The organism is Streptomyces sp. MK7 (assembly GCF_032658145.1).
Taxonomy (GTDB): domain Bacteria; phylum Actinomycetota; class Actinomycetes; order Streptomycetales; family Streptomycetaceae; genus Streptomyces; species Streptomyces spiralis.
The window spans coordinates 20742-41908 of record NZ_JAVACL010000004.1 but is presented as its reverse complement, the minus strand read 5'-3'; the positions used below and the strand labels follow the sequence as shown (position 1 = coordinate 41908).

The 21167-nt window shown below is 71.1% G+C and carries 18 protein-coding genes; 6 read left to right on the top strand and 12 right to left on the bottom strand.

Annotated elements, in window-relative coordinates:
- Window positions 1-4: 4 nt before the first annotated feature.
- From R2S09_RS06980 to R2S09_RS06965, 4 genes are all read right to left on the bottom strand, one after another.
- On the bottom strand, window positions 5-1129 hold the full coding sequence (locus R2S09_RS06980) for a GuaB3 family IMP dehydrogenase-related protein (RefSeq protein ID WP_189895686.1): 1125 nt from the start codon (window positions 1127-1129) through the stop codon (window positions 5-7).
- A 105-nt stretch (window positions 1130-1234) separates the two neighbouring features.
- A complete protein-coding gene (guaB, locus tag R2S09_RS06975) occupies window positions 1235-2737 on the bottom strand; it encodes an IMP dehydrogenase (protein ID WP_306186477.1) in 1503 nt (500 codons plus the stop codon).
- A gap of 153 nt (window positions 2738-2890) precedes the next feature.
- A complete protein-coding gene (locus R2S09_RS06970; RefSeq protein ID WP_030174033.1) occupies window positions 2891-3478 on the bottom strand; it encodes a sigma-70 family RNA polymerase sigma factor in 588 nt (195 codons plus the stop codon).
- Between the two features lie 597 nt (window positions 3479-4075).
- Window positions 4076-4687 carry a response regulator transcription factor gene (locus R2S09_RS06965; RefSeq protein ID WP_003948568.1) on the bottom strand — a complete coding sequence of 204 codons (612 nt, stop codon included), beginning with the start codon at window positions 4685-4687 and terminating at the stop codon, window positions 4076-4078.
- Between the two features lie 382 nt (window positions 4688-5069).
- On the opposite strand from R2S09_RS06965, the gene R2S09_RS06960 reads away from it, so the two are divergent.
- Complete coding sequence (locus tag R2S09_RS06960; protein WP_030174031.1) at window positions 5070-5399, top strand: WhiB family transcriptional regulator; 330 nt, start codon at window positions 5070-5072, stop codon at window positions 5397-5399.
- Between the two features lie 115 nt (window positions 5400-5514).
- Here the strand turns inward: R2S09_RS06960 and R2S09_RS06955 are convergent, their stop codons facing one another.
- On the bottom strand, window positions 5515-6426 hold the full coding sequence (locus R2S09_RS06955) for a LysR family transcriptional regulator (RefSeq protein ID WP_316740161.1): 912 nt from the start codon (window positions 6424-6426) through the stop codon (window positions 5515-5517).
- 80 nt (window positions 6427-6506) lie between these two features.
- On the opposite strand from R2S09_RS06955, the gene R2S09_RS06950 reads away from it, so the two are divergent.
- The 3 genes from R2S09_RS06950 (at window position 6507) to R2S09_RS06940 (ending at window position 9160) form a co-directional block, all read left to right on the top strand.
- Window positions 6507-7226 carry an MOSC domain-containing protein gene (locus tag R2S09_RS06950; RefSeq protein ID WP_316740160.1) on the top strand — a complete coding sequence of 240 codons (720 nt, stop codon included), beginning with the start codon at window positions 6507-6509 and terminating at the stop codon, window positions 7224-7226.
- A 57-nt stretch (window positions 7227-7283) separates the two neighbouring features.
- Window positions 7284-8057, top strand: a complete 774-nt coding sequence (locus R2S09_RS06945; RefSeq protein ID WP_306186485.1) for an SDR family oxidoreductase — start codon at window positions 7284-7286, stop codon at window positions 8055-8057.
- A 395-nt stretch (window positions 8058-8452) separates the two neighbouring features.
- Window positions 8453-9160, top strand: coding sequence for an ester cyclase (locus tag R2S09_RS06940; protein WP_306186488.1), 708 nt, complete (start codon window positions 8453-8455; stop codon window positions 9158-9160).
- Window positions 9161-9991: 831 nt separating this feature from the next.
- On the opposite strand, the gene R2S09_RS06935 is transcribed toward R2S09_RS06940, so the two are convergent.
- Window positions 9992-12514, bottom strand: a complete 2523-nt coding sequence (locus R2S09_RS06935) for a hypothetical protein (protein WP_316740159.1) — start codon at window positions 12512-12514, stop codon at window positions 9992-9994.
- Between the two features lie 866 nt (window positions 12515-13380).
- On the opposite strand from R2S09_RS06935, the gene R2S09_RS06930 reads away from it, so the two are divergent.
- Window positions 13381-13569, top strand: coding sequence for a hypothetical protein (locus tag R2S09_RS06930; RefSeq protein ID WP_316740158.1), 189 nt, complete (start codon window positions 13381-13383; stop codon window positions 13567-13569).
- A 152-nt stretch (window positions 13570-13721) separates the two neighbouring features.
- On the opposite strand, the gene groL is transcribed toward R2S09_RS06930, so the two are convergent.
- From groL to R2S09_RS06910, 4 genes are all read right to left on the bottom strand, one after another.
- Window positions 13722-15347, bottom strand: coding sequence for a chaperonin GroEL (gene groL / locus R2S09_RS06925; RefSeq protein WP_306186493.1), 1626 nt, complete (start codon window positions 15345-15347; stop codon window positions 13722-13724).
- Between the two features lie 113 nt (window positions 15348-15460).
- Entirely contained in the window at window positions 15461-15769 is a 309-nt protein-coding gene (groES, locus tag R2S09_RS06920; RefSeq protein ID WP_009190181.1) for a co-chaperone GroES, read from the bottom strand.
- Between the two features lie 337 nt (window positions 15770-16106).
- Window positions 16107-16940 (bottom strand): polysaccharide deacetylase family protein, encoded by an 834-nt coding sequence (locus R2S09_RS06915; protein ID WP_316740157.1) that lies wholly within the window; start codon window positions 16938-16940, stop codon window positions 16107-16109.
- Window positions 16937-17881 carry a polysaccharide deacetylase family protein gene (locus tag R2S09_RS06910; protein WP_316740156.1) on the bottom strand — a complete coding sequence of 315 codons (945 nt, stop codon included), beginning with the start codon at window positions 17879-17881 and terminating at the stop codon, window positions 16937-16939. Before R2S09_RS06910 ends, R2S09_RS06915 begins: the two co-directional genes overlap by 4 nt.
- A gap of 91 nt (window positions 17882-17972) precedes the next feature.
- On the opposite strand from R2S09_RS06910, the gene R2S09_RS06905 reads away from it, so the two are divergent.
- On the top strand, window positions 17973-19217 hold the full coding sequence (locus R2S09_RS06905) for a THUMP-like domain-containing protein (protein WP_316740155.1): 1245 nt from the start codon (window positions 17973-17975) through the stop codon (window positions 19215-19217).
- A 21-nt stretch (window positions 19218-19238) separates the two neighbouring features.
- On the opposite strand, the gene R2S09_RS06900 is transcribed toward R2S09_RS06905, so the two are convergent.
- Together R2S09_RS06900 and R2S09_RS06895 are read right to left on the bottom strand one after the other, a co-directional pair.
- Entirely contained in the window at window positions 19239-19874 is a 636-nt protein-coding gene (locus R2S09_RS06900) for a Uma2 family endonuclease (protein ID WP_316740154.1), read from the bottom strand.
- A gap of 178 nt (window positions 19875-20052) precedes the next feature.
- Window positions 20053-21081 carry a LacI family DNA-binding transcriptional regulator gene (locus R2S09_RS06895; RefSeq protein WP_306190453.1) on the bottom strand — a complete coding sequence of 343 codons (1029 nt, stop codon included), beginning with the start codon at window positions 21079-21081 and terminating at the stop codon, window positions 20053-20055.
- Window positions 21082-21167: the final 86 nt, after the last annotated feature.

Here is a 21167-nt window from a genome sequence, read left to right as displayed (position 1 = left end):
GCGCTTACCGCTTGTGCTGCGAGTCCGCCACCGTCACCTCGACCCGCTGGAACTCCTTCAGCTCGCTGTAGCCGGTCGTGGCCATGGCGCGGCGCAGCGCGCCGAAGAAGTTCATGGAGCCGTCCGGGGTGTGGGACGGACCCGTGAGGACCTCCTCGATCGTGCCGACCGTACCCAGGTCGACCTTCTGGCCGCGCGGCAGCTCGGCGTTCACGGCCTCCATGCCCCAGTGGTGGCCCTTGCCCGGCGCGTCCGTGGCGCGCGCGAGCGGGGAGCCCATCATCACCGCGTCGGCACCGCAGGCGATCGCCTTGGGCAGGTCGCCGGACCAGCCGACGCCGCCGTCCGCGATCACGTGCACGTACCGGCCGCCGGACTCGTCCATGTAGTCGCGGCGGGCCGCCGCCACGTCCGCCACCGCCGTCGCCATCGGGACCTGGATGCCCAGCACGTTGCGCGTGGTGTGGGCGGCGCCGCCGCCGAAGCCGACGAGGACGCCCGCGGCACCCGTGCGCATCAGGTGCAGGGCCGCGGTGTAGGTGGCGCAGCCGCCGACGATCACCGGGACGTCAAGCTCGTAGATGAACTGCTTCAGGTTCAGCGGCTCGTGCGAGGACGACACGTGCTCGGCGGAGACCGTCGTACCGCGGATGACGAAGATGTCCACGCCCGCGTCCACGACCGCCTTGGAGAACTGGGCGGTGCGCTGCGGGGAGAGCGCGGCGGCGGTGACCACGCCGGAGTCGCGGACCTCCTTGATGCGCGCGCCGATCAGCTCCTCCTTGATCGGAGCGGCGTAGATCTCCTGGAGGCGGCGGGTCGCGGCCTCGGCGGGCAGCTCGGCGATCTCGTCGAGGAGCGGCTGCGGGTCCTCGTGGCGCGTCCAGAGGCCCTCGAGGTTCAGCACGCCCAGGCCGCCCAGCTCGCCGATGCGGATGGCGGTGGCCGGGGAGACGACGGAGTCCATGGGCGCGGCCAGGAACGGCAGCTCGAAGCGGTAGGCGTCGATCTGCCAGGCGATCGAGACCTCCTTCGGGTCCCGCGTACGGCGGCTGGGGACGACGGCGATGTCGTCGAAGGCGTACGCCCGGCGGCCGCGCTTGCCGCGCCCGATCTCGATCTCAGTCACGTTGGTGGCCTTTCCCTGATGCGTTTCAGCGTCTTCCAGTATCGCCGACGCCCATGACAAAGGCGGCCCCGGAGGAGTCCGGGGCCGCCCCTCGAGGCCGGCCGCCTACTTGCTGCTGTAGTTCGGCGCCTCGACCGTCATCTGGATGTCGTGCGGGTGGCTCTCCTTGAGACCCGCCGAGGTGATGCGGACGAAGCGGCCCTTGGACTCCATCTCCGCGACGGTGGCGGCACCCACGTAGCCCATGGTCTGCCGCAGACCGCCGACCAGCTGGTGCAGCACGTTGGCCAGCGGGCCGCGGTAGGGCACCTGACCCTCGACGCCCTCGGGCACGAGCTTGTCGTCGGAGGCGACGTCCGCCTGGAAGTAGCGGTCCTTCGAGTACGACTTGGCCTGGCCGCGCGACTGCATGGCACCGAGCGAGCCCATGCCGCGGTAGGACTTGAACTGCTTGCCGTTGATGAACAGCAGCTCGCCCGGCGACTCCTCGCAGCCCGCCAGCAGGCTGCCCAGCATCACCGTGTCGGCACCGGCGGCCAGCGCCTTGCCGATGTCGCCGGAGTACTGCAGGCCACCGTCGCCGATCAGCGGGATGCCGGCCGGGCGGGCGGCGAGGGAGGCCTCGTAGATGGCGGTGACCTGAGGGACGCCGATGCCGGCGACCACGCGCGTGGTGCAGATCGAACCGGGGCCGACGCCGACCTTGATGCCGTCGACACCGGCGTCGATCAGCGCCTGCGCGCCGTCGCGGGTGGCGACGTTGCCGCCGATCACGTCGACGGACACGCTCGACTTGATCTTCGACATCCAGCTCAGCGCGTTGCTGTTGTGGCCGTGCGAGGTGTCGACGACCAGGAAGTCCACCCCGGCCTCGGCGAGCGCCTGGGCACGCTCCAGCGCCTCGGGGCTCGCGCCGACGGCGGCGCCGACGAGCAGGCGGCCCTCGGCGTCCTTGGCGGCGTTCGGGTACTGCTCGGCCTTGACGAAGTCCTTGACCGTGATCAGGCCCTTGAGGACGCCCTCGTCGTCCACCAGCGGCAGCTTCTCGATCTTGTGCTTGCGCAGCAGCTCCATGGCCTCCGGGCCGGAGATGCCGACCTTGCCGGTGACCAGCGGCATCGGCGTCATGACCTCGCGCACCTGGCGGCTGCGGTCCGACTCGAAGGCCATGTCGCGATTGGTGACGATGCCGAGCAGCTTGCCGGCCGGGTCGGTGACGGGGACACCGCTGATGCGGAACTTGGCGCACAGCGCGTCGGCCTCGGCGAGCGTGGCCTCCGGGTGGATGGTGATGGGGTTGGCCACCATGCCGGACTCGGACCGCTTGACGAGGTCGACCTGGTTGACCTGGTCCTCGATGGACAGGTTGCGGTGCAGCACGCCGACACCGCCGAGGCGGGCCATCGCGATCGCCATGCGGGACTCGGTCACCTTGTCCATGGCCGCCGACAGCATCGGGATGTTGACCCGGACATTGCGGGAGATGCGGGACGAGGTGTCGACCACGCCCGGCAGCACCTCGGATGCGCCCGGCAGCAGCAGCACGTCGTCGTAGGTCAGCCCGAGTGTCGCGAATTTCTCGGGCACTCCGTCGACGTTTGCAGTCATGACACCTTCCCCAAATGGCCTTGATCGGTGCGGATGTCCATGCTAACGGGAAGCGGAGGCGTCTCATTCCACGATGCGGGGACGTCACGGGCTTCGTATGTTCGTACGGAACGGGCGTGCCGCCCGCTCACCACCGGTCCAACTGCGGCGGGGCTACTGCTCGGCGAGGGCGCGCAGCCGGCTCAGCGCCCGGTGCTGGGCCACCCGGACCGCCCCTGGTGACATTCCCAACATCTGTCCCGTTTCCTCCGCGGTCAAGCCCACGGCGATGCGCAGCAGGAGCAGCTCCCGCTGGTTCTCGGGGAGGCTGGCGAGCAGCTTCTTGGCCCACTCGGCGTCGCTGCTGAGCAGGGCGCGCTCCTCCGGGCCGAGGGAGTCGTCCGGGCGCTCGGGCATCTCGTCGGAGGGGACCGCCGTCGAACCGGGGTGCCGCATCGCCGCGCGCTGGAGGTCGGCGACCTTGTGGGAGGCGATGGCGAAGACGAACGCCTCGAACGGGCGTCCGGTGTCCCGGTAGCGCGGCAGGGCGAGGAGGACGGCCACGCAGACCTCCTGGGCCAGGTCCTCGACGAAGTGGCGCGCGTCGCCGGGCAGCCGGGAGAGCCGGGTGCGGCAGTAGCGCAGCGCCAGGGGATGGACACGGGCGAGCAGATCGTGGGTGGCCTGCTCGTCGCCGTCGACGGCACGGTGGACGAGGGCACCGATCGCCCCTTGGGCAACTGCCGCCTCGTCGTCCCGCATCGGTCCATGGTGCCTTGGCGTCGTACGCTCCGTGGCACCGCCTTCGTGGTTGTGCACCGAAGCGTTATGAGCGGGTGCGCCGGAACCCATCCCCTGCGCCCTCCCATTCCGCTCGACCGACTCGTCCCCGAGGAACTCCACACCTCAAGGATGCGGCATCCGCCGCGAAACGAGCAGCGGCCGTCCGGCGGGCCGCGTTGCCACCGGCCCCCGGCATGCGGTAGGCGGCGGCTCGTACGGCCCCGGGGCGGCCCTGCCCCGGCCCCGGACACGGCCTCGCGGGGTCGTCCCGCTCGGGCCGCGCCGTGGCGGAACGGCCCGTGCCCACCGCCCGCTCGGCCGCACGGAGCCCGTCCTCACCGGCCCGTCCGACCGCGCGGACCGGACCGCGCAGATACGTATCGGCAGCGGGAGCGAGGCGCGGCGCGTGCGCTCCCCTGTCGTACGTCCGGTGTCGTACCTCCGGGCACATGTCGTACGTCCAGGCGCATGTCGTACGTCCGGACACGGCGGGCGCTCCACAGGACGCTCCCCACGCTCGATCCCGCGCGTGGGGGCGCCGTACACGTCCGCCGGTCCGGGCCGGACCCGGCGGACCTAACGGACCAGGCCCCACCGGAAGCCGAGCGCCACCGCGTGCGCGCGGTCCGAGGCGCCGAGCTTCTTGAACAGCCGGCGGGCGTGCGTCTTGACGGTGTCCTCGGAGAGGAACAGCTCGCGGCCGATCTCCGCGTTGGAACGGCCGTGGCTCATGCCCTCCAGGACCTGGATCTCGCGCGCGGTGAGCGTGGGCGCGGCGCCCATCTCGGCGGAGCGCAGCCGGCGCGGGGCGAGCCGCCAGGTGGGATCGGCGAGGGCCTGGGTCACCGTGGCGCGCAACTCCGCGCGGGAGGCGTCCTTGTGCAGATAGCCGCGGGCGCCGGCGGCGACAGCGAGTGCCACACCGTCGAGGTCCTCGGCGACCGTGAGCATGATGATGCGCGCACCGGGGTCGGCGGAGAGCAGGCGCCGGACCGTCTCGACGCCGCCCAGGCCGGGCATGCGCACGTCCATGAGAATGAGGTCCGAGCGGTCGGCACCCCAGCGGCGGAGAACTTCCTCGCCGTTGGCCGCCGTCGTCACACGCTCGACGCCGGGCACGGTCGCGACCGCGCGGCGGAGCGCCTCTCGGGCAAGCGGGGAGTCGTCGCAGACGAGGACGGATGTCATGGCCGCCCTCCGCAGCTGATGCGCGTCACCTTGAGCCTCCAGGCTGGTACGAAATCGTCACCTGTGCGGTCGACCGTCTCGGACGCCTGCCCGAGCACTTGTGTTTTCAACCGCCTCCGCACTCTCAACGACGGTCACTCGAAAGAGTTACGGGGCCGTACGCCGTTTTCGGCACTCTACGTGAGGGAGCGGACACAGTGCAGACACAGACGTCATACCCTCAACTTTTCATCACAAGCTATGCCCCATTCGGCCCCTTTTCTTCCCGTTTCCAGGTGTCTAGGGCTAGATTCGCAATGAGTCATATTTTCATCTCCTTAGATCGGAGATGTACGGTCGTTGGCACCGTATCCGCCACCGAACGGCTACAAGGGGTCACGCAATGGCAGATTTCTCCCGCCTTCCCGGACCGAATGCGGACCTGTGGGACTGGCAGCTGCTGGCTGCCTGCCGCGGGGTGGACAGCTCGCTCTTCTTCCATCCGGAGGGCGAGCGCGGGGCGGCTCGGAGCGCTCGAGAGAACTCGGCCAAGGAGGTCTGCATGAGGTGCCCGGTCCGTGCGGAGTGCGCGGCGCACGCGTTGGCGGTGCGCGAACCGTACGGAGTGTGGGGTGGACTGACCGAGGACGAGCGCGAGGAGCTCATGGGGCGGGCACGCAACCGGCTGGTGCCGGCCTCGTCCCCCAGCGGGGATACCGCCTCGGATAACTGAAGGAACGTTTCTTCTTATTCGGACACGATCATCAAGGGCACGCGCAGGCGTGCCCTCCCCTTGCCGTTCACGCTGCCGTGCACGCGGTGGCCGTCCGCGGTGGCCCCAGGCCGTCTCACCTGTCCCCGGCGCGCACCAGTTCGTCCAGCGTGGCCGACACCGCGGGCACCTGGGCCAGGTCGGGCAGGGTGAGCGCCACGATCTCCCGCCGTACCGTCGGCTCCAGTTCGACGGTGCGCGCGCCCCGGGGACGTACGGACTCGATGGCGAGCTGGGGCAGCACGGCGACCCCGAGCCCCGCGCCCACCAGTCCGACCACCGCGGGGTAGTCGTCGGTGGCGAAGTCGATGCGCGGCGTGAAGCCGGCGCCCGCGCACACCTGCACCAGCTGGCCGCGGCAGCGCGGGCAGCCCGCGATCCACGGCTCGTCCGCCAGTTCCGCGATGCCGACCGACCCCGCGCGGGCCAGCGGGTGCCGCTCGGGCACGAGGCCCACGAGCCGGTCGGTCAGCAGCGGCCGTACCACCAGGTCCGCCCATTCCTCACCGTCGGCCGCGCCCTCGCCGGCGGCGCCCTCGTAGCGGAAGGCGAGCGCGATGTCGCAGTCGCCCTCGCGCAGCAGTTCGACGGACCTCGGCGGCTCGGCCTCCTCCAGGGAGACCCGGGTGCCGGGGTGCGCGGCGCGCAGCGCGGCCAGCGCGGTCGGCACGAGCGTGGAGCTGCCGCTCGGGAAGGAGACGAGGCGTACCCGTCCCGCCCGCATACCGGCGATGGCGGCGACCTCCTCCTCGGCGGCGGTGAGCCCCGCGAGGATGCCGCCCGCGTGCCGCACCAGCGCCTCGCCGGCCTCGGTCAGCCGCATCTCACGGCCGGTGCGGACCAGCAGCGGGGTGCCGACATTGGTCTCCAGGGCCTTCATCTGCTGGCTGACGGCGGGCTGGGTGCAGCCCAGCTCGCGCGCCGCCGCCGAGAACGACCCGCTGGTGGCCACGGCGCGCAGCACGCGCAGATGACGAGCCTCGATCACCCCTTGAGCATAAGCGATCCTTGGATCGGCCGCCCAATAATGCGTCGACGCTTTGACGACGGCTCCCCTACCGTGCTCGCATGAAGCTTCTCTCCGTCAATCTGGGCCGTCCGCGGGCCGTGCCGTACACCGACCAGCCGGAGGGCGTGACCGGGATCGACAAGCGCCCGGTGGACCACCCGGTGCGGGTGGTGGCGCCCGGGCCGAAGGGGGCCGGCGCGAGCGGGCTCGCCGGGGACGCGGTGTGCGACACGCGGCATCACGGCGGCGACGACCAGGCGGTGTACGCCATGGCGCGCGAGGACATGGACGACTGGGAGCGCGAGCTGGGCCGGACGCTGCCGAACGGCGCGTTCGGCGAGAACCTCACCACGGTGGGCCTGGACGTGTCCGGCGCCCTGATCGGCGAGCGCTGGCGCATCGGCTCGCCGGCCGGCCCGTCGGTGCTGCTGGAGGTCACCAGCGGGCGGATCCCGTGCCGGACCTTCCAGGGCCACATGGGCGAGCGGGGGTGGGTGAAGAGGTTCACGCGAAAGGGTGCGCCGGGGGCGTATCTGCGGGTGATCGAGCCGGGTGAGATCCGCTCCGGCGATCCCGTCGAGATCGTGCACCGCCCGGACCACGACGTGACGGTGGCCATGGAGTTCCGGGCCGGCACCACCGAGCGCTCCCTGCTGCCGCGGCTGCTGGCGGCCGGGGAGGCGCTGCACCCGGAGGCCCTGGCGGCGGCCCGGAAGTACCAGGAGACCTACTCGGGTCGACGGGCCGTGGACGTCGGGACGACACCTGATCCTCACTGATCGGGAGGGCCTGTGCACAGATCGGGAAGCGGGCGCCCGGACCACTAATCTTTCGCCATGACAACGGCTCTGATTACGGGATCCACCGCGGGCATCGGCGCCGCGTTCGCGCGGCGGCTGGCAGCGGACGGGCACGACCTCGTCCTGGTGGCACGCGACACCAAGCGCCTGACGGACCAGGCGACCGAGCTGCACGACCGGCACGGCATCGAGGCGGAGGTGCTCACGGCCGATCTGTCGACGGAGGCGGGCATCGAGGCGGTCGCCGCCCGGCTGGGCGACCGCCGCAGCCCGGTCGACCTGCTGATCAACAACGCGGGCTTCGGCAACAAGGGCCGCTTCCTCGAGGTACCGATGGCCGACGAGCTGACGATGCTCAAGGTGCACGTCGAAGCCGTGCTGCGGCTGACGGCGGCGGCGACGGCGGCGATGCGTGAGCGCGGCCGGGGCGGAGTGGTGAACGTGGCGTCGGTGGCGGCGTTCGTTCCGCGCGGCACCTACGGGGCGTCGAAGGCGTGGGTCGTGCAGTTCACCCAGGGTGCCGCGCGCGACCTGGCCGGCAGCGGGGTACGCCTGATGGCGCTGTGCCCGGGCTTCGTGCGCACCGAGTTCCACCAGCGGGCCGGCATGGGCACGGACAACATCCCGAACTGGATGTGGCTGGACGCGGACAAGCTGGTCGCGGCGGCCCTGGCGGACCTGGCGCGCGGCAAGACCATCTCCATCCCCGACCCGCGCTACAAGGCGCTGATGGGCCTGGTGAAGGTGACCCCCCGGGCGCTGCTGGGCGGGATCACGTCGAAGACGGGCCGCAAGTACGGCCCGCAGTAGCCCGGAAAGTACGACCCGCGCCGGCCCGGACCGCCGCCGAGCGCGCTACCGAACACTTGCCCAGTGCTCCACCCCTTCAGGGTGGAGGTGTAGGGCATCCTGCCCGTAGCGGCCCGAAGGGGCGCAGCGGCATGACTAAGATCGCCTTGTCCGACCAAGGAGTTGTCGGACCTACCGCCGGACGGGCGGGAAGTCAGGCCTGCGGAGGCCGTGTAAGACCGACCCTCACCGGTCGGCAGTGGCCTGTGAAACAGGAACCCGAGGTGGTACCGCGTAGCCGGTACGGACCGGAATCTCCTGCCCTCGAGCAGGAGAGGGCGTCAAGGAGGTGGTGTCGTCCCCCTGGTGGGAAAATGGCCGTGACGGAACCGGGCCAGGGGGGCCGGAGGGGCGTCATGACCTTCGTACAGCTCATCGAGTGCAGGACGAGCCGGTTCGACGAGATGAACCGGCTGATCGACACCTGGCTGGAACAGACCGGCGGAAAACGGACCGCCACCCACGCGCTGGTCGGCAAGGACCGCTCGGACAGAGCGCACATCGTGGAGATGGTGGAGTTCCCGTCGTACGAGGAGGCGATGCGGAACTCGAACCTCCCGGAGACCGACGAGATCTTCCGCGGCATGGTCGCCCTGTGCGACGAGATGCCCACCTTCATCGACCTGGAGGTCGTACGGGACGAGCGGCTCTGCGACGACACCGTGCGGCGTTTCTTCCGCACGCTCGCCGGCGCGGGAGAACTGCCCCCGCTCAACGACCTGATCGACGAGGACTGCCACAGCCACGACCCGATCAACCCGCAGACCACCATCGGCCTGGACACGATCCGGCGCGAGTTCCGCATGTGGCGCGACGCCTTCGACTCCGCCTTCACCCTCCAGGACGTCCTCGCCCAGGACGACCGGGCCTGCGCCCGCTGGTCCTGGAAGGCGACCCACAAGGGCGAGTTCCTGGGCATCGCCCCCACCGGCAGGCAGGTCACCATGACCGGCACGACCCTCTTCCACTTCGGCGCCGACGGCAAGATCACCGAGCTGTGGTGGCAACACGACCACCTGGGCCTGCTGCAACAACTGGGGGCGCTGGACGAGCTGGAGACCTAGGAGACGCAGAGGAGATACGCCGGAAGTCCCCGGCATCGGGGACTTCCGTATGACTGGGCGTCTCATTGCGCACGGCTGCCTTCACGCTCTTGCCGGGCCCGGACCGAGTGTCAAGCGGCGGATGGATGACGTCCCGCAGGACGCGCTGCCGCTGAACCCGGACGTACGGTCGCGGCGGTTCCGTCATCGGCCGTCGGCCGGTACGGGACGGGCGCGCGGGTACTGTTCGGCCGGGCTCGCCAGGCGTGGTCTCTTTCGGCCGTGACGGACCGGGCCGACGGCTCCCGGGGCGCGCAGTGTGCGGACTGTGCGGCCGAGTTCGCCCGCCGGTCCGGCCGGCCTCCCCGTCGAGTTCGACCCGCAGTTCGCCGACGAGCCAGCGGGGCGGCTCGACCGCGGGCGCACGGCCGGCGAAGAAGCCACCGGCCAGGTCGACGCAGTACGACGACCGGCCCGACTCCGACCGTGCCGCGTACGTCCGGCCCACCCGGCGCAGCGCGCGGCGCATTCGCTCGTACGAGACCTGCCGTCCGCCCAGGCTGTACGACGTCCGTTTCCGCGCGGCCTCGACGGCGAGCGCGATGCGGTGTACGGGCTCCCGCGACGACACGATCCCCACCCAGCGGTTCATGTCCCTCCCGATCCCGGGCCGCTCGACCTCGTCCGGTCCCGGCGGGTGGCGTCTGCACGCTCCCCGGCGTCATACGGAGGGGCTGTCCCCCGGCCCGTTCACCTCCTCGTTCCGCCTCACCTGACCCTCCCTCGGCAGGTCCGGTGGAATCCCCGTCACGGCGTGCGGCGGCGAGCCGTGCCGGGCTTCTTCGCCGCCGTTCAGGGTGCCGGTTCGGAGGGGTGCGCCGACGGGGAGGACTGCACGTCGCCGGGCGGCTTGAGTTCCGGCTGCGCCCAGGTCCCAGCGATCGTGGTGGCGAAGGCGGTGGCGCCGGCCACGAGCACCGTGCCCGCGGGGACGGTGATCGACGACAGCCGGCGGAAGTTCCTGACCTGCGACCACTTCATCCCGGCGGCCCGGGCCAGCGACCACTCCCACCAGAGCCCCAGCAGCATGCACAGGACGAGCGCCTGCCCGGCGACACCGGCGCACCCCGTCACCAGGTCGCTCACGGAGGGATCCCGCGTGTACTGCGGATCCACGGTGAGGGTCGCCATCGGGAGGACCTCGGCCGGCAGGATCGCCAGCATGAGCCAGGCCGCCTTGCCCACGGGTGTGAGACCGCGCAGCATCGCGTAGAAGTAACCGTAGACGAACCCGTACAGCGCCCAGTGGGTGAACCGGAGCACCTGGAACATCACGTCCAGGTGGAACGGCATGAAGTAGTCCGCCCCCACGGTGCCGCTGGTCGCGGCCTTGTACACGGCCCAGGGCAGGGCCAGCAGTTGGGCGCAGGCCGCGCCGGCGAGCCCCGCGGCCCAGGGGCTGCGCCCCGCGTTCGTGCCGAGGGCGAACCGTTTGGCCCGCCGCAGCCGCGACTCCGGGTCGTCGTGGCGCCCGGGCACGGCCAGTCCACGCCAGCGGTCGGAGAAGTCCGACACCGTCATGTCCTCCGCGAGGGCGGACCGGGCGGACCGCTGGAAGTCGGCCCGGGTGTCCCAGATCAGCTGGGTGGTGAGCCACCTGTCCATGAAGCGGGCGTGCCCCCGACGGCTGACCCGCCGCAGTCTGGCCAGCGAGCCGTCCGATCCGAGCGGGAGCAGTATCAGGGAGGCGATCGCCACCAGGAATACAGCGAGCCCCTCTCCCCACATCGTCAGCGTGCGCAGATTGGGGGCGCCGAACGCCGTGAGTGCCGCGCACAGCAACAGGACCCTGCCGACGGGCTCCACAGCTCGCCCGGTGTCACCGAGGGCGCCGCGCCGCCAGAGGTAGGCGATCTGGAGGGAGATGCCGCAGACGGTCATGACGAAGAACGGCCACGCCGTGTAGCCCGTGAAGAGAGGCACCCGGTACCGGCCCCAGTAGTCGTCCTCCAACTGGTTGCCGTACATGTCGTACCGGGACCCCGCCAGATACGCCATCACGAAGGGCGCCATCATCGTCCCCCAGAGAAGCAGGAAGCAGGTCACACGGACCACCGGCTTCAGAGTGCGGCGCGATACGGGCGCCAGCAGCGAACCGAGCCAGGCTGCGGCGGGCCACGTACAGATCAGCACGGCGGCCGCGTTCCATCCGGTCACCCTCAGTCCTTCCAGGGCGATGACGGGAGTCCGGCCGAGTTCGTAGGTGACGAGAATCGTCCAGAGCAGTGCTCCGGCGGTGGGGGCCCATCTGCGTGCCGCGGCGCCCTTCTTCAGCACCTGGCCGGCGACGGCCAGGAGAAGGCTGAGCGGCGCAGCCGCTGCCAGTCGGATCCAGAGGCTGGTGTTCAGTACCGTCCCGCCGGCCGACATGAGGGCCAAGGAGAGAAGCGGAGGCACACAGCTCGCGACGAGTGTCCGGCCCGGCGGTGGCCGGCCGGTCAGCACCCGGTGAGTGAACCACCATGCCGACACCGGCAGGACGTACCACAGCCACAGGCCGAGGACGGCCTGTGGCGTCCAGAGGTAGGCCGGGGGAATCGGGAGACTGGTGTCGAACAGATTGAGGCGGGTGTCGCCTGGCTGCACGAGCGGAATCGGCAGGGCGACGAGGGCGCAGGGGCACAGGGCCGCCGCGAACATCAGGCCGGCCTTCCCCCACCTGCGCGGGACGGCGGGTCCCGCCAGCTTCGCCACCAGGGCGGCGGCGACGGCACCGATCCCGCCGACGGCGACCGCGAACGAGATCAGCAGCTCGCTTCTGGTCTGGTGGCGCGCTCTCGGCAGTCTGGTGGTCTTCACGGTGCGGGTCAGGTCCACAGAGCATTTGATCGGCGGGCCCTTCTTCCCCGCTGCCGTCGCGGTGTCCACACGCCAGGTGACGGAACCCTGGGACTGCGACTCGACAGGCCCGAGTATTCCGGTGAACGACCACTTCGGCGCGCTCACCGTCACCAGCCAGACGGCGGGATAGTCACTGCCGCCACTTGTCATCTCCATCCCGGACAGCGGGCAGAGCGGAAGTCTCAGTTTCTGCTCGCCGGATTTGCGGTCCAGATTGACGGCGTAGAAGGACTGCACCAGCGCCGGCGCGTCGGCCGAACGCTGGGTCACCCTGAGCGGCCGGGTCCTGTTCCCGTCGAAGTACGGCACCTTGCCATTGCGATAGACGCCGAAAGTGCCGCAGTGTCCGTAACCGTTCTTCCGCACCTGCGCCAGTGCGCTGCTCCGCGCCGGGAGCGTGTACGAGCAGCTCCGGCTGACCACCACTTCCTGCCGGGACCGGTCCCAGCCGACCCTCATGGTGATGGTGCCCACATGTTCCTTCGGCTTCCCTCCGTCGGCAGCGGCGGCTCGGCCGACACCCGAGAGGCACAGGCAGATCAGGGTCAGTAACAGGGCGGCGCCCACTCTGAGCGGCGTCGCGGCCGGCACCCTGCCTCTCGTCGAAGGCCGCACTGACCCCACCCCCCCGATACGCACACCACGCCCCCGCCGGGTGCGGGCCCCTCGTTCCGCGTCCGTCGATCACCGTCGACCGGACCTGACGATGATGGCCCCGTTCGCTCCGGTCCGCGAGGTCTTCACCGGAAGACGCACGTGGGGACGATCAGGCGGGGCGGGCCGGCGACCCTCTTCCGGCCGCTCGGCGACGAGACACTGTGCCGCCACCGCCTCAACTCGCCCACGCCCCCGGACAGTCGAAGCACGCCGGCCACACCGGTGCCCCCAGTCCGCGCATGACTCCCCCTCGTCAGCAGCCCCTGGCACCATGCACACCATGGGAGCGAGCGACGAGAGCGACAAGGCGTCCCATCGAGAGGCTCTCGACGACTACCTCGACGGGAACCCCGGGGAATATCTCGCCGCAGCCGCCCAAGAGCTCGGTGAATTTCTTTCCCGCGTCTCGTCGGACGGCTCGCCTCCCAGCAGATGGACGCGTGGGGGTGGCCGTACGGCACACCGGTCCACGAGACCGTCGAGCTGGTCGTCGCCGAGCCGTGACCACCTTCGCCCTCCGCTTCACCGCCACCCCCGCGGCGCCCGGCCGGCCCGGCACGAGGAATTGGAGCGTGCCGCGGAAATCCCGGGTCTCATGGTCTACCACCGTCACACACGGCCGGGTGCCGGGCCGGGACGCCGAGCTGCGGCTGAGCGCAGAGCCGGGGCGGGTGCGGGTGGATGTGAGCGACACCCGAGGTGAGCGGCTGCCCGTGGCGCGGGACGCCGGGGGCGAGGAGGACGGCGGGCGGGGCCTCGTCCTGGTCGCCGCCCTCGCCAAGGAGTGGGGCGTGACGTCACGCGCCGGTGCTCCGGGCAAGACCGTCTGGGCCGTCGTACCCACCGAGTGCGGGGCGAGGACGGGCCCGTGACGGCGTGACCCTCACCACGGCATGCGTACGGCACGACGAAGCCGCACCCGGCGACGAACCTGTCACAGCAGAGGCAGACCCCGCCGTACAACGCCGGGTGCCCAGCCCCCCGCAGGGGACTGGGCACCGTCGGTCGACGCTCGGCGCAGCGCTCAGTGGGCGTGGCCGTGGCCGTGGCCCGCGGCGGCCGGCTCTTCCTCTTCCTTCTTCTCGACGACCAGAGTCTCGGTCGTCAGCAGGAGGGAGGCGATGGAGGCGGCGTTCTCCAGGGCGGAGCGGGTGACCTTCACCGGGTCGATGACGCCGGCCTTGACCAGGTCGCCGTACTCGCCGGTGGCGGCGTTGTAGCCGCTCATCTTCTCCAGCTCGGCGACCTTGGAGACGATGACGTAGCCCTCCAGGCCGGCGTTCTCGGCGATCCAGCGCAGCGGCTCGACGGCGGCCTTGCGGACGACCGAGACACCCGTGGCCTCGTCGCCGGTCTTGCCGAGGTTGCCGTCCAGGACCTTCACGGCGTGGACGAGCGCGGAGCCACCACCGGAGACGATGCCCTCCTCGACCGCGGCGCGGGTCGCGGAGATGGCGTCCTCCAGACGGTGCTTCTTCTCCTTCAGCTCCACCTCGGTGGCGGCGCCGACCTTGATCACGCACACGCCGCCGGCCAGCTTCGCGAGGCGCTCCTGGAGCTTCTCGCGGTCCCAGTCGGAGTCCGTGTTCTCGATCTCGGCCTTGATCTGGGCGATGCGGCCCTCGACGTCCGACTTGTTGCCGGCGCCGTCGACGATCGTGGTGTCGTCCTTGGTGACGGTGACGCGGCGGGCGGAGCCGAGGACGTCCAGACCGACCTGGTCGAGCTTGAGGCCGACCTCCTCGGAGATGACGGTGGCGCCGGTGAGGATCGCCATGTCCTGGAGCATCGCCTTGCGGCGGTCGCCGAAGCCGGGGGCCTTGACGGCGGTGGCGTTGAAGGTGCCGCGGATCTTGTTGACGACCAGGGTCGACAGGGCCTCGCCCTCGACGTCCTCGGCGATGATCAGCAGCGGCTTGGAGGCGTTCGCCTGGATGATCTTCTCCAGCAGCGGCAGCAGGTCCGCGATGGAGGAGATCTTGCCCTGGTGGATCAGGATGTACGGGTCGTCGAGGACGCCCTCCATGCGCTCCTGGTCCGTCACGAAGTACGGCGACAGGTAGCCCTTGTCGAAGGCCATGCCCTCGGTGAAGTCCAGCTCCAGACCGAAGGTGTTGGACTCCTCGACGGTGATGACGCCGTCCTTGCCGACCTTGTCCATCGCCTCGGCGATGAGCTCGCCGACCTGCTGGTCCTGGGCGGACAGCGCGGCGACGGCGGCGATGTCGGACTTCTCGTCGATCGGGCGGGCCGAGGCCAGCAGTTCCTCGGAGACCGCGGCCACGGCGGCGTCGATGCCCTTCTTCAGGGCGGCCGGGGAGGCGCCGGCGGCGACGTTCTTCAGGCCCTCGCGCACGAGCGCCTGGGCGAGCACGGTGGCGGTGGTGGTGCCGTCACCGGCGATGTCGTTGGTCTTGGTCGCCACCTCCTTCACCAGCTGGGCGCCGAGGTTCTCGTACGGGTCCTCGACCTCGACCTCGCGGGCGATGGTGACACCGTCGTTGGTGATGGTGGGAGCGCCGAACTTCTTGTCGATGACGACGTTGCGGCCCTTCGGGCCGATCGTCACCTTGACCGTGTCGGCGAGCTTGTTGACGCCGCGCTCGAGGGCGCGACGGGCGTCCTCGTCGAACTTCAGGATCTTCGCCATGGCAGCGGGAGCCCTCTCGGAAATCTGGGTGGAAAAGGCGCTGCGCCCCGGGCGCCCGGCTTCTTATCGGTCGCGGGGGCCAGGGGCGCAGCTCTGAGCAGGAATCGAGGCGATTACTTCTCGATGATCGCGAGGACGTCGCGAGCCGAGAGGACGAGGTACTCCTCGTTGTTGTACTTCACCTCGGTGCCGCCGTACTTGCTGTAGAGCACGACGTCGCCGACCTTGACGTCGAGCGGAAGGCGGTTGCCGTCCTCGAAGCGGCCCGGGCCCACGGCCAGGACGACGCCCTCCTGGGGCTTCTCCTTGGCGGTGTCCGGGATGACCAGGCCCGAGGCCGTGGTCTGCTCGGCGTCGAGCGGCTGGACCACGATGCGGTCCTCGAGCGGCTTGATGGCAACCTTGGAGCTGGCGGTCGTCACGATCCGACCTCCCCCTTCGGAGATCTCACGGGGTTAACTGTCTGAGGTGGCGACCAGGTCGATCCGTCGTCGCGGGTGCCGGACCTGCCCGTCGCTGTGTTGGCACTCTCCAGGGGGGAGTGCCAGAGCCGAGACTATGACCGTCGTTAGCACTCGGTCAAGCGGAGTGCCAATTGCCTCGCGGCGCGTCGGCCGGGGGCTCGTTCTCCAAGTCGTCTGTGCGAGGTGCTGCGTCCTGTGGTGACCGGCCCTCGGGGCTGCCGCCCCCAGACCCCCGCTCCGGCCTGAACGGCCTCGTCCTCGATCCCCCCCCGGAGCCCCCGGACGGGGTGTTTCGTCACAGGTAGTCCTCCAGCCTCCCCACCGTCAGGCCCTCCTCCTGGATTCTTCGCAGGAGGCGGGTCGTGCGGGTGTGGAGGGGCGGGCCGTCGAGGTCGTCGTCGTTGGCGGCGACCAGGAGGATGTCGCCGCGGCGGAGGGAGTGGCGGCCGTGGGTGAAGTGCAGGTCGGTCTCCTTCATCGACGCGCGCCACAGGACGACCGCCGAGACCCCGCAGTGGGCGGCGGCGCTCAGGGTCGTGGTGTCGTACGCGCCGTAGGGCGGGCGGAAGAGGCGGGCGCGGACGCCGAAGCGGCCGTGGAGCTTGTCGCGCTGGCCGCAGATCTCCGCGCGCTGGGCCCGGTACGGCAGGCCGCGCAGCGACGGGTGGTCCAGACTGTGGTTCTCCAGGTCCGCGCCGGCCGAGAGCAGGCGCCCGAAGTGCCCGTAGCCCGGCCCGACGACGCTGTCGGTGAGGAACATGCCGACCGGCAGCCGCAGTTCGCGGACCATGTCGACGAATCGCGGGTCCCGCTCGGCGCCGTCGTCGTAGGTGAGGAAGACGACCCGGTCGGAGGTGTGGACGTGGTCCAGGACCGGGGGCAGGGCGGAGGCCCGCGTGGTGAGGCGCAGCGGGCGGGCCGGCGGGTGCGGAGGCGGGGACAGCGGGGCCGCGAGGCCCCAGCGGCGGTACGCCTCCCCGGCGGCCGGCGTCTCGGGCCGTACCCGTTGTGCCGCCTTGCGGCCCAGCCGTTCGATCGGGTCGACGGAGGGCGCACAGCCGGCCAGGAGCAGCAGTGCGGCCGCGAGCAGGAGCGCGGCCGTGCGCCGGGGCCACGGCCGCAGCGTCACAGGTAGTCCTCCAGCCGGGCCACCGCGAACCCCTTGGCCGTCACGTAGTTCAGGAACCGGCGCATGTCGTCGGCCATCGTGCCGTTCCACTCCTTGCGGCCCCGGAAATGGGTGAGGACGATGTCGCCGCGGCGCAGCCGCTGGTCGTCCTCGCGGAACTCCCAGTGGTCGACGAAGACCTCCTCGTTCCAGATCGGGGCGTATTCGATGCCGCAGGACTTGGCGGCGGCCAGGGTGTCCTGGTTGTAGTTGCCGTAGGGCGGGCGCAGGAGCTTCGGGCGCTTGCCGAACTGGTCCTCCATGATGTCCTGCATGTCGCAGATCTCGCGCCGCTGCTGCTCGTAGGACAGACCCGGCAGATAGGGGTGGTGCAGGGTGTGGTTGTTGAGAGTGACCCCCGAGGCCTGCATCTTCCGGAAGTACGCGTAGTCGTCCTTGATGAGGTAGTCGGTGAGGAACGCCGTGTAGGGGATCCTCAGGTCGCTCATCATGCGCAGGAAGGCGGGGTCCTTCTCCGCGCCGTCGTCGATGGTGAGGAAGACGACCTTGTCCTCGGTGGGGACCGTGGTGAAGACCGGGGGGAGGTACCAGTCCTTCTGACGGCTCACCTCGAAGCCCGGGCGGGCGGTGATCCTCGGTTTCACGGCGGGGGGCTTCGGAGGTGTGAGGGGGACCTGCCTTAGGCCCCAGCGCCGGGCGGCGGCGACCCGGGCCGTGTAGGAGGCGCGCAGCCGGGTGGCGTAGGAGTCGAGGGCGCGGGCCGCGGGCGCCTGGCCGAGCTGCTGGCCCGGGGCGGGCGGTACCGGTGCGTCGGGCTCGGAGCAGCCGGAGGCGAGGGCGGCGACGGCGAGGACGGCGAGCCCGGCGCGGACACCCGCCCTGCGCCGGGGAGAACGGACCACCGGGGGGCGCTTTTTATCGTTTTGTACGACTGCTCTCATGGTGCCGGATCCTCGCAGGCCACCGGCCCCGACCCGCGACGACACCGCGGCCGCCGGGCACACCGTCCACCGACTGGCCGACAATGAGCCCGTGAACGACCCACAGGCCCCGCTCGACGCCTTCGCCGCCCTGCTCACCCCCGAGGGCCGTGCCCTCCTCGACGAGGTGCGCGACACCGACCCCGCCGACGAACTCGCCGTCGCCACCCGCCTGCGCCGCGACCACCCCGCCGGACTGGTGTCGGCGGCGCTCGGTCAGGCACGGCTGCGGCAGCGGGCGGCGGCGAAGCTGGGGGCCGAGGACGCGCGGCGGATGTTCTTCACGCCGAACGGGGTCGAGCAGTCGACACGGGCGAGCGTGGCCGCCCACCGGGCCGCGCGCCTCGCCGGACTGGGCGTGACCTCGCTCGCCGACCTGTGCTGCGGCATCGGCGGCGACGCGATCGCCCTCGCCCGCGCCGGGATCCGGGTCCTCGCGGTCGACCGCGACCCGGTCACGGCCGCCGCGGCCCGCGCGAACGCCGAGGCCCTCGGGCTCTCCGGCCTGATCGAGGTGCGGGAGGCGGACGTGACGGACGTCGACACCGCCCCGTACGACGCGGTGTTCGTCGACCCGGCCCGAAGGGGCGGCAGACCAGCGGGTGCCGCGCGCAGCGCGTCGTTGAGGGGCGGTGGCCGGGCGACGGGCGGGCGGATCTTCGACCCGGAGGCCTACTCGCCGCCGCTCTCCTGGGCGGTCGAGACCGCCCTCAAGGCCCCGCACGCCGCCCTGAAGATCGCCCCCGGTGTCCCGCACGAGGCGGTGCCGCCGCAGGCCGAGGCCGAGTGGATCTCCGACGGCGGGGACGTGAAGGAGGCGGTGCTGTGGTTCGGCACCGAGCCGGGCCTGGTGCGGGCGACGCTGCTCCCCGGCCCGCACAGCCTGCGCGGCCGGGGCCTGGCGAACCCCCCGGTCCGCCCGCTGGGCCGCTACCTGTACGAGCCCGACGGCGCCGTCATCCGCGCCCACCTCGTCGCCGAGGTCGCCGCGGACCTCGACGGCGGCCTGCTCGACGAGACGATCGCGTACGTCACCGCCGACGAGCTCCGGCCCACCCCGTACGCCACCGCCTACGAGATCACCGACCGCCTCCCCTTCAACGTCAAGAGGCTGAAGGCGCTGCTGCGGGAGCGCGAGGTCGGCGCTCTGACCGTGAAGAAGCGCGGCTCGGCCGTCGAGCCGGAGGAGCTGCGCCGCAAAGTGCTGCCCAAGCCGCACGGGAGAGGCGTGGCGACGGTGTTCCTCACGCGCGTCGCCGGCGCCCCCACCATGCTGCTCGGGCACCCGGCGGGCTGACCCGACCGGCCACGCGACCGGTCAGGATGCCACGATCGCCTTGCCCACGGCGAACCCCTTGGCCGGTCCCTCCGGGATCACCGCGTCGGTGCCGTAGGGCACGCGGTGCTCGTCGGCGTACTTGGCCTTCCTGGGGTCGGGAGAGGTCAGCACGACCACAGCACCCTCGTCGTCGAAGTCGTCGACGATCACGTACACCGGGATCCCCGCCCGGGCGTACTCCCGGCGCTTGCGGACGCGGTCGCGCTGGAGGTTGCGATGCCCCGGCGAGGTGACCTCGATCACCATCTTGACCCCGGAGGCGTCGACGCCGAGTCCCTCCTCGTCGGGGATCTCGTCGAGGTCGACAGGAGCCACGAAGAGGTCGGGAATCCAGGATTTGTGGCGATGGATGACATTGCCGTCATGATGAGCCGCATAGCCGCTGTTCGCCAGATGAGCGTCAAGCGCACGGCGAATGCGGCCGATGAGGACAGTGTGACGACGGCGACCGGTAGGCGACACCTCGATGGTCCCCTCGATGATCTCGGCGCGGTAGCCCTCGGGGAGATCCATGGCCTTCCACGCCTGCCACAGGACCTCGTCCAGGCCGGAACCCGGCTCGGTAACCGGCTCGTCTGCCACCACCGGGGCCACCTCTTCTGCGAGAGCGGTCATCGTGAAGCGCCTCCTCCTTCAAGTGTGGGCGGGAGCGCCACTACGGCACAAGCGACAGCGGTGACGCTACGAAGTCGCGGACCGGCGCACGCCCGGACGCCGGATGATCATCCGAACGGGTGAGCGCGCCCTCGATCCGCGTCTTCGAAACTTTCGAAGCCTTCCGCGGGCACCGTTCTCACGCCGCCGGCGCCGCCGTGCTGCTGCGGACGACCAGGCTCGTCGCCAGCTCCACCCGGGTCGCCACCGCCGTCTCCTCCTCGCGCCCGAGGTCCAGGACCAGCCGCGCCGCCGCCTCGGCCATCTCCGTCAGCGGCTGCCGCACGGTCGTCAGCGGCGGCCCCACCCAGCGGGCCACGGGCAGGTCGTCGAAGCCGACGACGCTCAGGTCCTCCGGGATGCGCAGCCCCAGCTCCCGGGCCGCCTCGTACAGGCCGAGCGCTTGCAGGTCGTTGCCCGCGAAGACCGCGGTCGGCCGGTCCTCGCGGCCCAGCAGCTTCAGGCCCAGCCGGTAGCCGGCCTCGTGGTGGAAGTCGCCGGTGACGATCAGCGAGGGGTCCACCGGCAGCCCCGCCGTCTCCAGCGCGGCCCGGTAGCCGTCGACCCGGGCGCGGCTGCACATCATCCGTGAGGGCCCGCTGAGCGCGCCGATACGGGTGTGGCCGAGCTCGACCAGGTGCCGGGTGGCGGCGAGGCCGCCCTGCCAGTTGGTCGCGCCGATCGAGGGCACGTCGGTGCCGGGGTCGCCGGCCGGGTCCATCACCACGAACGGGATGGACCGGCTGGTCAGCAGCGCCCGCTGGGACTCGTCGAGCCCGGACAGCACGAGCACCACGCCGTGCGGGCGGCGGGCGGCGACCTGGTCGGCCCAGGTCCGCCCGGGGGTGAGCCGGCCCGCGCTCTCGGAGAGCACCACGCTCAGGCCCGCGTCCCGGGCCACGTTCTCCACGCCCCGGATGACCTCCATCGCCCAGGCGCTCTCCAGCTCGTGGAAGACCAGGTCGATCAGGGGTGAGCGGGTGGCCTCGGCTCGTCTGCGCCGGTAGCCGTGGGCGCGCAGCAGCTCCTCGACCCGGCTGCGCGTGCTCGGGGCGACATCGGCACGGCCGTTGAGGACCTTCGAAACAGTCGGAGCCGACACGCCTGCCTCGCGGGCGATCTCGGCAAGTGTCGCTGTGCGGGTTTCTGCGGTCTTCATCGGCTTCATGGTCCGAGATCGTATCTCTGCGAGACCTCTTGACGAACCCCCCAGAACGTCTTACGTTCCCGGAACATTCGAAGTAACATCCGAAA